The organism is Pseudovibrio sp. WM33 (assembly GCF_001623165.1).
Lineage (GTDB): Bacteria > Pseudomonadota > Alphaproteobacteria > Rhizobiales > Stappiaceae > Pseudovibrio.
In genome coordinates this window covers 18,216-31,036 of the sequence record NZ_LMCK01000014.1, presented here as the reverse complement: position 1 = coordinate 31,036, position 12,821 = coordinate 18,216, and the positions used below count along the sequence as shown (strand labels likewise).

Below are 12,821 nucleotides of genomic sequence, written 5' to 3'. Positions count from 1 at the left end.
GCGCCAAACGCTCAAGCACAGTCGGTCTGCACAGGCGCATCGCGGCAAAACACCCGCCACGACACCCATGCGGCCATCAAAAAAGCCGATTGCCTGAGATGATCAGGAACCGGCTTTGTCTGGAAACAGCACTGTTTTGGTTATGGGCTGCGGTTGGTCGACCTGCTCCCGACCGTATTCCCGAAACCTGCTTTTGGGCATGGGAGAGGAATACGCGTCAATAATCTGTCCGCAGCTTTTTTGAAGAGCTTCCAAGCGGTCGCGAAAGGCATAATGCAAAGTGAACAAAGCATCCCGTTCACTGCTGTCCTGCATCCTCTCGCTCAGCAACAGCTGCTGCATATAAGCAAGGTTCTGCAAATCAGATGCAGCGACGAGCACTTCGTATATTTCATTTTGGAAAGTATTTGTGGTGCCACAGGCACATGCGGAACTGGTCATTTCAATGCCCCTTGTATTTGGCAGTTGAAGGACCGCGCGGCAGTCAAGTTTGTGATGACCCACTGGCGAGCGGGAGGTTCACAACCTGATACAAGGCAGGCAGGTTTATTCCTTCCCGAAGGAAGTGTTGTATTCACCGTCCTCCCGCTCATAGCAAAGGGTTTGCGCCCCTTCAGAAAAAAGGCACAAAAAATCCGCCAGTTACGGGAGCGGTAGCCGCTTGTATTGAGGTTGTGAAGCCTCACACATGAATGTGGAATGAAACACCGCCCATGTCAAATCGGTAATTTAGACAAGGGGTGTGGATTGGTGGAAATGGAGGAAGTATTTCAACCGGAGATTGGGGAGACAGATTGCTATCTGTCATCAGATATCGACCCCCATCATCCGTCATCCCGCACTCGATGCGGGACCCAGAGCCACCCCACCACAACTCACCATCTCAGTACTGGATACCGGATCTCCACTCCGCTCCGTCCGGCATGACGGCGAAGAGAGGCACTAGCACAACCCTTTCCCACTCGGTGTCTTCCCGGCCTCCGAGCCGGGATCCATAGCCACCAAGCTCTAGGGGTTGATCAGCGTACCAATTCGGCTTAGGTCATCGGACCAATAGATGAAGGAGGCCTTTGCAAAAATGTGTTCTGCAGAGATGGAGCCAACGTTTCTGATGAGCTCTCTATCTGTGAGATTGTCACGGTTGTCCCCCATAACAAAATACCGGCCCTCTGGAACACGATAAGGGTTAGTATGGACAATTGTCCCCTTTAGGTTCTGACGCAAAATCAAATGCTTTCGACCATTTGGAAATGCCTCTTCATATTGAGAGCGAACCAACTGTTCATTGAAGAAGTCGGTGAACTTGAAGTCATCAGGCAACCTTTGTGTTTTCAAAGGTGTACCATTTAAAACCACGATACCATTCTGTATCTGGATCAGATCGCCAGGCAAGCCAATAATGCGGCGAATGTAGGTACGCCGTCCAAGTTCAGGTATGTTGAAGACAATCATGTCACCACGGCGAAGGTCCGAACATGGGCCATCGCAGATTTCTGCAAAGATTGTATCTCCAGGAATAAGACCTGGGGCATTCTCCGTATAAGGCGCGGCGTAATAAGGAATTTTGAGATTGGGTGCCGCCATAAACATCGCAGCGCCATACGCCACAGACATCGCAGTCCAGTAGAGAAGATAGACCCACCATCTGTTGTAAGGCCTGAGCTTGTAGTCCTTTTGCAAGAATGCAAGGCGGATTGCATCAACCAGCACAAAGACAGAAACAAGCATCATTGCCGCACTAATGCCGAATGTATAAATGCGGACTTCCACCAAATCGGGAGGAGGTAGTAGGCCTGCAACTGCAGAGAAGATCAGGAAAACAACATAAGCAGCTAGTCGCACGGGGCGACCCAGATAGATGTAGCCACTCCCAAAATAGAACTGCAATAAAAGGGCTACCCACCACTTCCGCTCTTTAATCACCACTGCACTCTCAACTCGTTTAAAACACAGAGAGACTGCTATCACAGGTAGCAATGCAGTCAACATACTCTTTACTAAGTAATCGGAACGATAAAACATTAGCAGCCGCCCTAGATCCCGGCTCGGGGCCGGGAAGACGTCGGTGGGGAGGCGAGGTGATGGGGCAATGGCAGTTCCCCCATGCCGTCATCCCGCACAAGTGCAGCGTGATGCGGGACCCAGAGCGGCGAGGTAGAGCCTCTCGGTATCTTCGCCTTGAAATGACGCGCCAGATTAGACGCGGCTTTGTGTCGTTTCCTAACCATCCTCAACATATGCCGCTCTAGATCCCGGCTCGGGGGCCGGGAAGACGTCGGTGGGGAGGGGAGGTGATGGGGCAATGGCAGTTCTCCCCCAATGCCGTCATCCCGCACAAGCGCAGCGCGATGCGGGACCCAGAGCGGCGAGGTAGAGCCTCTCGGTACCTTCTCCTTGAAATGACGCATCAGATTGGGAGCGGCTTTGTGTCGTTTCCTAACCAGTCTCAACACATGCCGCCCTAGGTCCCGGCTCGGGGGCCGGGAAGACGTCGGTGGGGAGGTGTGGTGATGGGGCGATGGCAGATCCCCTCATGCCGTCATCCCGCACAAGCGCAGCGCGATGCGGGACCCAGAGCGGCGAGGTAGAGCATCTCGGTACCTTCTCCATGAAATGACGCGCCAGATTAGAAGCGGCTTTGTGTCGTTTCCTAACCATCCTCAACACATGCGGCCCTAGGTCCCGGCTCGGGGGCCGGGATGACGTCGGTGGGGAGGTGAGGCGGCGAAGAGGTGAGGTGGTGGCGCTTAAACCTGTGCCGTCATCTCCTGAGTGTTTGCAACTCTCGATCGCAGCCTCGAAATAAGCACCGGAGGCACAGCTAATCAGCTGCAACAAAAGTGGGTACGCTCCAGTCAGAAAAGGGGCTCAGACTGGAGCGCAGGGGCTTCTTAGAGGAAGAAGTCGCCGTAATCAAAGCTGCTGTAATCTGAGGCCGCGTCATAGCCGCCATAATCAGCAGCATCGTAATCCATTGGATTGCCAACGCTATGGCCACCGGTATCTATAGTAATGCCAGAGCCAACGACCGTGTGACCTCCAGTATCAATATTAACACCAGAACCAGTAACATGGTGGCCACCGGTCGTGATGGAGTTGCCAGATCCGGTTACAACATTGCCGCCGGTGTTGATGCTGTTGCCGCCAATGTTGCCGAAGTCAAAATCATCATATGGGTTGTCATAGGAAAATGGAGCAGGGCCATCTGTGATGGTTCCATTCGGCGTCGTGATCGTGTTTCCAGTGGTGTCGACTGTGTTCCCTGGTGCAACCGAGTTATTGCCAGACGAAATGCTGTTGGTGCCAGGGGTAGGAGCACTGCCGAAATTGAAGTAATCAGGATTGAAGTTGTACCGTATATAAAATTTCCTTTTACTTTATTAGAAATACGAAATTTAGTAATTTCGCATTGGTCGAAAATATGAATAAGTTAAATTTTTAAGTTTATCCTGCATATTATCGATGAGGCAAGTTGTTGTAGGGAAAGATGGCGAAATGTAGTTTCGTATATGTCCTATTTTAGAAATTTATATTCAAACTTGATTAAGGCTTGTCGTAAATAAGTTATGTTTGTAGTATTTTATTGTTGATTTGGGTCAATAATACATAAGTGAACTTGAGACTCTTATATGTAAACATGCAAAACGTGTGTTTTTCCAAACACGTAACTCGACGCAACTTCACATGCGGAGCATAAGACAGAAAAGCATGAGGTGAGCTTGCTATGCGCTGACACCCTCCTAAATTTCACGGGCTAACTTACCCTTCAGATTTCCCATTCCTTAGCCTTCATTTGCGAAAATTGCCGCAAAAGTCAGGAAGGTAGACGTGCAATCGAAGTCTATAAAGAATCTGTTTGAGTATCGGGTTGAGGTGTTTCTTTTCAGCCAGTTGCTGCTCATGTTCGGTGCTTTGATCTTACCGGGTCAGACGCTGGAAGCGCCGGTTTTCAACGTGTTTTACAGCTTCAATATAGCCACCGGCATGCTCATTACGTTGAAGAGGAGGCAGTTTTTCAGGCTAGTCGCTGTTTTGCTCGGGTGTTCGCTGGTCCTGTCTTTTCTTGATACGCCGATCTTTCCAACAATCGACCCTTTGGTCCCGCAGATTGTGATCTTCTTTGCCTTTCATGCTGTGGTGGCCATCGTACTGATTGATGAGATGCTCAGGACATTTGAAGAAAACTACCGTGTCGTGCTGGGTGTTCTCAGCGGCTACATCTCCATCGGCATGGTCGCGTTCTTTCTCTTTATACTTATAGAGCATATGCAGCCGGGCTCTTTCAAAGGCCTGCCCATTGACAATGCTGAGACCCACTCGCAGGAGGAAGCACTCATGTACGCCGCGTTCATCACACTGATGACCATCGGCTACGGCGACATCGTACCGCTCACACCCATCGCCCGAAAGGCTGCGATCATTGTGGGTCTGGCAGGCCAGTTTTACATGGTCGTTCTCACCGCCATCATTGTCGGCAAGTTTTTAAAATACAGACAGCCGAAAAAGAAGGACTGAACCTGTACAGGCCTAGTGCAAAACGACGCCTGCAGCTCTTTACCAAAATGGCGTCTACAGCCTTTTTCCAAAATGGCGCCCGCAGCCCCTTTAAAAAAATAAAGAATGAAAGCGACCCGTCTGATCCTGATTAAAGCTGAACGGGTTTCATTGGTGGTTATTAAGCGCAGCCTGTTTTAATTGCCCGGAAAAACCTGAGCCAACCGGAAGGTCGCCCATGCCAATGTTTTCCATGGACAATATGCGCAAGCTGAAGAAGTTCAGTTCTTTGGCAACCGGTAAAACCTGGAAGATGTTCATCGCCTTCAATGCAGAGGCCATGTCCGACGGGGTGATCTCCAAAAAGAACAAGCAGCTCATTTCACTGGCCGCTGCACTCACCACCCAATGCCCTTACTGTATCGAGATCCACCGTGAGAACGCCAAGGTCTGCGGCGCCACAGATGAAGAACTCGCCGAAGTCGTCTTCATCGCCGCCGCCATCCGAGCCAGCAGTGCCATCACCCACGGCACCCATATGATTGATCATGACGAATAGCAAAAGGGCAGGGGGATAAGTCAGGGGCTGAGCGTCAGCGGTACCACGCGATCAATTTCATAAAAAACGCAAGTCTCTCGTAAATAACGCAAACCAACGCACAGAGTAACGCAAACCAAAAAAGGCTCCGGAACGCTCCGAAGCCTTTCTTAAAATCATAAGTATATGAGGAGCTTAGCCCTCATCGGCAAGCATCTCCAGCTCCAGCCACTCTTCTTCAAGCGCAGCAAGGTCCTCATGCAGTTTCCCAACAGCGGTCATCACTTTGTGAAAACGATCCGGATTGGAGCTGAACAGGTTCGGGTCCTCTAACTCCTTCTGACCCTTGGCGATTTTCGCTTCCAGCTTTTCAATTTCACCCGGAATGTCCTTTAGGCGATGCTGCTGCGTAAAATTGAGGCCGGACTTCTTAGGCTCTTGTCTTTTGGCAGCAGCAGGAGACTTATCCTCCTTCGCAGCACCGGAAGCCTTGTCGGCCTTGGCAACTTTACGCGCCTGCACACCTTCACCGCGCTGGCGCACCATGTCGGTGTAGCCACCCGCATATTCACCCCAATTGCCGCTCTCATCTTCCATCGTAATGATGCTGGTGCAGATGCGGTCAAGGAAGTCACGATCGTGGCTCACAAGCAGGACGGTGCCGGGATAATCAGAAATCAGCTCTTGCAACAGATCCAGTGTTTCAAGGTCCAGGTCGTTGGTCGGCTCATCAAGCACCATCAGGTTGGAAGGAGCAGCCAGCGCGCGCGCCAGCAGCAAGCGTCCCCGTTCCCCACCAGAAAGCACACGCACAGGGGTGCGCGCTTGTTCCGGCTTAAACAGGAAGTCCTTGAGATAACTCATGACATGCTTGGAGGTGTCGCCAAGAATAACCATGTCCCCGCTGCCACCCGTCATGGCATTGACGAGTGTGTCATTGGGGTCAAGCTTCTCGCGCTTCTGGTCCAGCGTGATCATCTGCAGGTTGGCGCCAAGGCGGATAGTGCCCGCATCCGGTGCAAGCTCGCCGGTCAGCATCTTCAGCAAGGTGGTCTTGCCAGCCCCGTTTGGCCCCACAAAGCCAATCCGGTCACCGCGCAAAATGCGGGTGGAGAAATCCTTGACGATCGGGCGCTCTTCGTAGGTCTTGCCAATGTGCTTGGCCTCAGAAACAAGCTTGCCGGAGATATCCCCCTCAGTGGCAGCCATCTTCACACTGCCCTGCGGTCCTTTATGCTCCTTGCGCTGCTGACGCAAATCAGCCAGCTCCCGCACCCGCCGCATATTCCGCTTACGACGCGCAGTCACGCCATAAACCATCCAATGCTCTTCCTGCCGGATCTTCTCATTCAGCCGCGCTTGCTCTTTTTCTTCCTCTTCAAAAACCTTGTCCCGCCACTCTTCAAACTTGGCAAAGCCCTGGTCCATCCGGCGGGAGATACCTCTGTCAATCCAGTAGGTTACGCGGGAAAGGTTCTCCAAAAAACGGCGGTCATGCGAGATCAGAACAATGGCAGACTTCATCTGCTTCAGCTCAGATTCCAGCCACTCAATCACCGGAAGGTCCAGATGGTTGGTCGGTTCGTCCAGCAACAAAATATCCGGCTCCGGCGCCAAAGCTCGCGCAATCGCCGCCCGCTTGGCTTCCCCACCCGAAAGCGTCTCCGGATCTTCCTCACCGGTTAAGCCTAGGATTTCTAATAGGTATTTCGCCCGATATTGATCATCACCCGGTGCCAGCCCACCTTCAGCATAGGCAAGCACTGTCGCATACCCCGAAAGATCCGGCTCCTGAGGCAAATACCGGATCGTCCGTCCTGGCTGCAAAAAATACTCGCCCTTATCCGCCTCTGTTAATCCCGCAGCGATTTTCAGCAGTGTCGACTTGCCAGACCCGTTTCGACCAACTAAGCAGATCCGCTCGCCTTCCCCGACTTGTAGCTCTGTACCAGTCAGAAGAGGGGTCGTTCCAAAGTTAAGGTGTATGTCTCGCACATGAAGAAGCGGTGGCGCCATTAAGCTTGTCTTTCCAGATTCCCAAAACAGCGTATTTCAACGCTAGGGGTAGATTTACTGGTAGTGCTCTACCACAAAAGAGCGAAGGTTAAAGTTTTTTGCCGCACCTGTGAAAAAAACGGGAGCTATAAATACCGGGCGTCATAGTGACGCGATTGCAAAAGATTCAGTAACGTAAGTTGAAAGATTATTTCTAATTTTAGTCTCAATTGGAAACAATGCTCCCATAATCGTTTATAATCTAAATAAGAGATTAAAATAATCTCCGATTACGAGGAAATTTTGATCCCTCGACACTTGCTATAATAACGCAACAGTGAAATGTTGCGGGCAACTGCCAGTCTCCAAATCTGGCGGAATGTAACTTGAGGAGAGGGGAGATCTGCATGATCAAGTCCATTCGTATGTCAGCGCTAGCTGCAGCCCTTATTGCTGCTACTTCGCTATCTGCCGCGGCTGAAACCGTATACAACCGTGGTAATTCCGCTGACCCAGAAACACTTGACCAGCATAAGACATCTACAACTTATGAAGCTCACATCCTGCGTGATCTTTATGAGGGTGTTGTTGCTTACAACGCGAAGGGCGAAATTATCCCCGGCGCGGCCGCAAGCTGGACTGTTTCTGACGATGGTCTGACATACACATTCAAGATGCGCGACGATGCAAAGTGGTCAAACGGCGATCCGGTTCTGGCTGGTGACTTCGTTTATTCCCTGCGCCGCATCATGAACCCAATGACCGGTGCGAAATACGCAAACGTTCTCTACCCTATCCTGAATTCTGAAGCCGTTAACAAAGGCGACATGGAAGGTGAGAAGCTCGGCGTTAAAGCAATTGATGACAAGACCCTTGAAATCAAGCTGCACGCTCCAACTCCTTACTTCATCCAGCTTCTGGCGCACCAGTCCGGTCTTCCGGTACACCCTGCATCCGTTGAAAAGTTCGGTACTGACTTTGTAAAGCCAGACAACATCGTTACCAACGGCGCATTCGTACTGTCCAGCTTCGTACCAAACGATGCAGTGACCGCAACGAAGAACCCATACTTCCATGATGCAGCAAACGTTGCTCTGGATGCAGTTAAGTACTATCCGACTGAAGACCGTGGTGCAGCTCTCCGCCGTTTCCAGGCTGGCGAACTGGACACCAACAACGATGCTCCACTGGAGCAGATTGACTTTATTCGTGGCACTTTGGGTAATCAGTTTAAAGTCGCACCATATCTCGGCAACTACTACTATGCGCTGAACCATGAATCCGAAGCTATGAAAGACCCTGATATACGTCAGGCTCTGTCCATGGCGATCGACCGTGAATTCCTTGCAGAAGACATCTGGGGTGGCACCATGGTTGCTGCTTACTCCCTCGTGCCTCCGGGAATCGACAACTACGGCGAACCAGCTTACGCTCCTTGGGCAGACACTGATCTGCTCGACCGTGAGGAAGAAGCTAAGAAGATTCTTGAATCCAAAGGTTACAACCAGAGCAACCCTCTGAAGGTTGAGATCCGTTACAACACCTCTGAGAATCACAAGAACACTGCTGTTGCAATTGCAGACATGTGGAAGCCTCTTGGCGTTGAAGTGTCCATGTTGAACACTGACACCAAGACCCACTACGCACACCTGCGTGATCGTGGTGACTTCGATGTTGCTCGCGCTGGTTGGGTTGGCGATTACTCAGACCCTCAGAACTTCCTGTTCCTGACTGAAAGCGACAACACAGGCTTCAACTACGCTCGCTACGACAACCCTGAGTACGATGGACTTATGGACGAAGCAGCGATAACTGTTGACCTTGAAAAGCGTGCAGCAATCCTGAAGAAAGCAGAAACGATCTTTATGCGTGATCTGCCATTCCTGCCTTTGATGTACTACGGCTCCAAGAACCTTGTTTCTGATAAGGTTTCCGGTTTCGAAACCAACCTGTTGGACGTGCATCCAAGCCGCTTCGTCAAGATTAACAAGTAATCTTTAACGCGACAGAAAATGCCAGTCATGCAGGATAGCTCATGGCTGGCATTTTTGTGAATTATCGGTAAATAAAAACGATAAACAACTGGAGAAGCAAGGCCCATGTTACGCTATGTCCTGAGCAGATTGCTCAGCGCGATACCGACCTTGTTCTTGATCATTACGATTTCCTTCTTCCTTATGCGCGTAGCGCCAGGTGGTCCGTTCGATCTGGAACGTCCATTGGAAGCAAAGGTTATGGAGAATCTGAACAAGATCTACAATTTGGACAAATCTCTTTGGGAGCAGTACCTCATTTATCTCAAGAGCGTATTGTCCGGTGATTTTGGTCCAAGTTTCTTCTTCCGAGATTTCTCGATCAATGAACTTTTCGCCCAAAGTCTTCCAATCTCCATGCAGCTCGGTCTTTCTGCACTGGCTCTTGCCCTGGCTGTTGGTGGGTTTTTGGGGGTTATCGCAGCGTTGCGCCAGAATAAAGGCGTCGACTACTCTGTGATGGCCGTTGCGACACTCGGGGTGACCATCCCGAACTTTGTTGTGGCACCAATTCTGACACTCATACTGGGTGTGCATTTTGGTTGGCTCCCTGTCGGGGGCTGGGGCGGTGGCGCCTTTGTCAACATGGTTCTGCCTGTCGTAACGCTGGCTCTTCCGCAGATTGCAGTTGTTGCCCGTTTGACCCGTGGTTCAATGATTGAAGCACTGCGTTCCAACCACGTCCGCACAGCACGCGCTTATGGCCTGTCCGGATACACCGTCGTTGTCATTCACGCTCTGCGTGGAGCAATCCTGCCGGTTGTGTCCTACCTCGGCCCTGCAGCTGCTGCATTGCTGACCGGTTCCGTCGTTATCGAAACCATCTTCGGTATCCCGGGTATTGGCCGCTACTTCGTACAAGGCGCTCTGAACCGTGACTACACACTCGTAATGGGTACTGTCGTAGTCGTCGCTTGTTTCGTCATTATCTTCAACCTCATCGTGGATCTGCTCTATGCAATGCTTGATCCTCGTGTGCGTTTTGACTGAGGACTCGAATTTATGAGTGTTACCTCCGACCAGCTGAAAGAAGCCCCGAAAATGGGCCGCTCGCTGTGGGATGACGCCCGTGATCGTCTTCTCGCAAACAAAGCAGCAGTGACCTCTCTGATCGTGCTGGCAGTGATCACACTGCTGTCCGTCGTTGGGCCAATGCTGACACCGCACCCATACGATCAGGTTTATCGCGATTACGTGAAGCAGCCTGCGAGCCTGGAAGCTTATCCGAAGCAGGATGAGATCCAGCCAGCCTTTGCAAAAATTGCAAAGCGTGCTCGTATGACCGTCGACAGCTATGAACTGAACGATGGCAAGGTGACTGCAACAGTAACATCCCGTCGCAAACTGGATGAGCGTTATGCGCGTTACTTCGATCGTTCTGATCTGTTTGAGAGTGCTGCAATCAGCAACATCTCTTCAGATAAAAAGAGCGCGACTGTAACCGCTGACATTCAGTATATGCACTTCTACTTCGGTACGGATGCAAACGGCCGTGACATGCTCACCCGTACACTGATTGCAGGTCGTGTTTCCTTAACCATCGGTCTGCTGGCAACCTTCGTTGCAATCAGCATCGGTGTGTTCTGGGGGGCTGCCTCCGGTTACTTCGGTGGCAGGGTCGATCTGGTGATGATGCGTGTTGTAGATATCCTCTACTCACTGCCATTCATCTTCTTCGTGATCATGCTTGTTGTGTTCTTTGGCCGTAACTTCGTCCTGATGTTTATTGCTGTGGGCGCTGTTGAGTGGCTGGATATGGCGCGTATTGTGCGCGGTCAGACCCTGTCCATCAAACGCCAGGAATACGTACAGGCTGCGGAAGCTATGGGTGTTGAAGGTGGCGGCATTCTGAAGCGCCACATCATTCCAAACACCCTTGGTCCGGTTGTGATCTACATGACCCTGCTGGTACCAAAAGTGATCCTGCTGGAAAGCTTCCTGTCCTTCTTAGGCCTTGGTGTTCAGGAGCCAATGACCTCTTGGGGTGTGTTGATCTCCGAAGGTGCGCGTAACCTGCAAGGTGCAGCATGGATGCTGGTGTTCCCGGCAATCTTCCTCACCTCCACATTGTTCGCGCTGAACTTCATCGGCGACGGTCTGCGCGATGCGCTGGACCCTAAGGATCGATAAGAGGACAGAATGAGCAAGATTAACGAAAACACTGTTCTTGAGATCGACACTCTTAAAGTTGATTTCGAAACCAACACCGGCATGGTTCACGCAGTAAAAGGCGTGAACATCCATGTGGACTCCGGCGAGACAGTCGCGATTGTGGGCGAGTCTGGCTCTGGTAAATCCCAGACCATGATGGCAGCCATGGGTCTTCTGGCGGGCAACGGCATCACCCATGGTGAAGTCCGTTACCGTGGCACGAACATCCTTGGGTCTTCCATTCGTCAGCTCAACAAGATCCGTGGTGCGAAAGTGACCATGATCTTCCAGGAGCCGATGACTTCTCTGGATCCGCTCTACTCCATTGAGCGCCAGCTCTGTGAGCCAATGGTTGAGCACGGTGAATACACCTGGGCAACAGCTAAAAAGCGCGCTGTAGAGCTTCTGGAGCTCGTGGGTATTCCTGAGCCTGCACGCAAAGTGAAGGCGTTCCCCTATGAGATGTCTGGCGGTCAGCGCCAGCGTGTCATGATCGCAATGGCGCTCGCAAACGATCCGGATATCCTGATCGCGGATGAGCCAACCACTGCGTTGGACGTGACCACTCAGGCTCAGATCCTTGAACTGATGGCAGATCTTCAAAAACGCCTCGGCATGGCCGTTGTGTTCATCACCCACGATCTGGCTATCGTTGAGCGCATCTCTGACCGTGTGTATGTGATGAAGTCTGGTGAAGTTGTTGAAGAGGGCAACACCAAAGAGATCTTTGGTAACCCTCAGCATGATTACACCAAGATGCTGCTGGATGCAGAGCCAACCGGTTCAAAAGCCGTTGTGCCTGACAGCAATCCGATTGTTCTGGATGCAAAGGACGTGCGCGTTGAGTTTGAAACCGAGACTGGTTTCCTCAAGCCAAACCACGTTCTGCGCGCTGTAAACGACATTTCCATGGAAATGCGTGAAGGCCAGACACTCGGCATCGTAGGCGAGTCCGGCTCCGGTAAATCCACTCTGGGCCGTGCTGTGCTTCAGCTTCTGCCAACAGCAGGTGGCCGTGTTGTTTACCTCGGAAACGACATCACCGGCGCAGCCAAAAAGAAGATGCAGCCGCTTCGTAAAGAAATGCAGCTCATCTTCCAGGATCCGTTCGGGTCTCTGTCTCCACGTATGACCGTGGGCCAGATCATCACCGAAGGTCTGTTGGTGCATGAGCCTCAGCTTTCAGCCAAGGAACGTGATCTGCGGGCTATCCAGGCGCTTGAAGAAGTGTCCATGGACCCGGCCATGCGCAACCGCTACCCACACGAGTTCTCTGGTGGTCAGCGTCAGCGTATCGCGATTGCACGCACCATGATCCTCAATCCAAAGCTTGTTGTGCTGGATGAGCCAACCTCCGCGTTGGACCGTACCGTGCAAAAGCAGGTGGTTGAGCTTCTGCGCAACCTGCAAAAAGAGCATGGCCTCACCTATCTCTTCATCTCTCACGATCTGGCTGTGGTTCGCGCCATGTCCGATACTGTGATGGTGATGCAGAAAGGCGAAGTGGTTGAAAAGGGACTGGCAGAAGAAATCTTCTCCAACCCGAAAGAAGACTACACCAAAGAACTGCTCGAAGCTGCTGCCTTGAAGCCAGCTTGAAGCTAAGCGAT

Annotated in this window: 10 protein-coding genes; 7 read left to right on the top strand and 3 right to left on the bottom strand. The window is 51.6% G+C overall.

The genetic code is table 11. From position 1 onward, the window contains the following. Positions 1-102: 102 nt before the first annotated feature. Together PsWM33_RS03260 and lepB are read right to left on the bottom strand one after the other, a co-directional pair. Complete coding sequence (locus tag PsWM33_RS03260) at positions 103-441, bottom strand: hypothetical protein (RefSeq protein WP_063299194.1); 339 nt, start codon at positions 439-441, stop codon at positions 103-105. A gap of 567 nt (positions 442-1,008) precedes the next feature. Next, entirely contained in the window at positions 1,009-1,923 is a 915-nt protein-coding gene (gene lepB / locus PsWM33_RS03255) for a signal peptidase I (protein WP_193778355.1), read from the bottom strand. Positions 1,924-2,990: 1,067 nt separating this feature from the next. Here lepB and PsWM33_RS27065 point away from each other — a divergent pair. From PsWM33_RS27065 to PsWM33_RS03245, 3 genes are all read left to right on the top strand, one after another. Continuing rightward, a complete protein-coding gene (locus tag PsWM33_RS27065; protein WP_153039889.1) occupies positions 2,991-3,425 on the top strand; it encodes a hypothetical protein in 435 nt (144 codons plus the stop codon). Between the two features lie 403 nt (positions 3,426-3,828). After that, entirely contained in the window at positions 3,829-4,515 is a 687-nt protein-coding gene (locus PsWM33_RS28300) for a potassium channel family protein (protein WP_244276648.1), read from the top strand. A 217-nt stretch (positions 4,516-4,732) separates the two neighbouring features. Beyond that, positions 4,733-5,053, top strand: a complete 321-nt coding sequence (locus PsWM33_RS03245) for a carboxymuconolactone decarboxylase family protein (RefSeq protein ID WP_063299192.1) — start codon at positions 4,733-4,735, stop codon at positions 5,051-5,053. Positions 5,054-5,227: 174 nt separating this feature from the next. Here the strand turns inward: PsWM33_RS03245 and PsWM33_RS03240 are convergent, their stop codons facing one another. Beyond that, complete coding sequence (locus tag PsWM33_RS03240) at positions 5,228-7,048, bottom strand: ABC-F family ATP-binding cassette domain-containing protein (protein WP_193778354.1); 1,821 nt, start codon at positions 7,046-7,048, stop codon at positions 5,228-5,230. 386 nt (positions 7,049-7,434) lie between these two features. On the opposite strand from PsWM33_RS03240, the gene PsWM33_RS03235 reads away from it, so the two are divergent. The 4 genes from PsWM33_RS03235 (at position 7,435) to PsWM33_RS03220 (ending at position 12,810) form a co-directional block, all read left to right on the top strand. Next, positions 7,435-9,021, top strand: a complete 1,587-nt coding sequence (locus tag PsWM33_RS03235; protein WP_063299191.1) for a peptide ABC transporter substrate-binding protein — start codon at positions 7,435-7,437, stop codon at positions 9,019-9,021. A gap of 105 nt (positions 9,022-9,126) precedes the next feature. Continuing rightward, positions 9,127-10,050 (top strand): oligopeptide ABC transporter permease OppB, encoded by a 924-nt coding sequence (gene oppB, locus PsWM33_RS03230; RefSeq protein WP_057462785.1) that lies wholly within the window; start codon positions 9,127-9,129, stop codon positions 10,048-10,050. A 12-nt stretch (positions 10,051-10,062) separates the two neighbouring features. Beyond that, a complete protein-coding gene (locus PsWM33_RS03225) occupies positions 10,063-11,190 on the top strand; it encodes an ABC transporter permease subunit (RefSeq protein WP_057462784.1) in 1,128 nt (375 codons plus the stop codon). A 9-nt stretch (positions 11,191-11,199) separates the two neighbouring features. Next, entirely contained in the window at positions 11,200-12,810 is a 1,611-nt protein-coding gene (locus tag PsWM33_RS03220) for an ABC transporter ATP-binding protein (protein ID WP_063299190.1), read from the top strand. Positions 12,811-12,821: the final 11 nt, after the last annotated feature.

Coding starts and splice junctions, on each gene's coding strand:
- oppB (WP_057462785.1), top strand. CDS start 9,127: ATGTTACGCTATGTCCTGAGCAGATTGCTCAGCGCGATACCGACCTTG.
- PsWM33_RS03260 (WP_063299194.1), bottom strand. CDS start 441: ATGACCAGTTCCGCATGTGCCTGTGGCACCACAAATACTTTCCAAAAT.
- PsWM33_RS27065 (WP_153039889.1), top strand. CDS start 2,991: ATGGCCACCGGTATCTATAGTAATGCCAGAGCCAACGACCGTGTGACC.
- PsWM33_RS03240 (WP_193778354.1), bottom strand. CDS start 7,048: ATGGCGCCACCGCTTCTTCATGTGCGAGACATACACCTTAACTTTGGA.
- PsWM33_RS03235 (WP_063299191.1), top strand. CDS start 7,435: ATGATCAAGTCCATTCGTATGTCAGCGCTAGCTGCAGCCCTTATTGCT.
- PsWM33_RS03225 (WP_057462784.1), top strand. CDS start 10,063: ATGAGTGTTACCTCCGACCAGCTGAAAGAAGCCCCGAAAATGGGCCGC.
- PsWM33_RS03220 (WP_063299190.1), top strand. CDS start 11,200: ATGAGCAAGATTAACGAAAACACTGTTCTTGAGATCGACACTCTTAAA.
- PsWM33_RS03245 (WP_063299192.1), top strand. CDS start 4,733: ATGCCAATGTTTTCCATGGACAATATGCGCAAGCTGAAGAAGTTCAGT.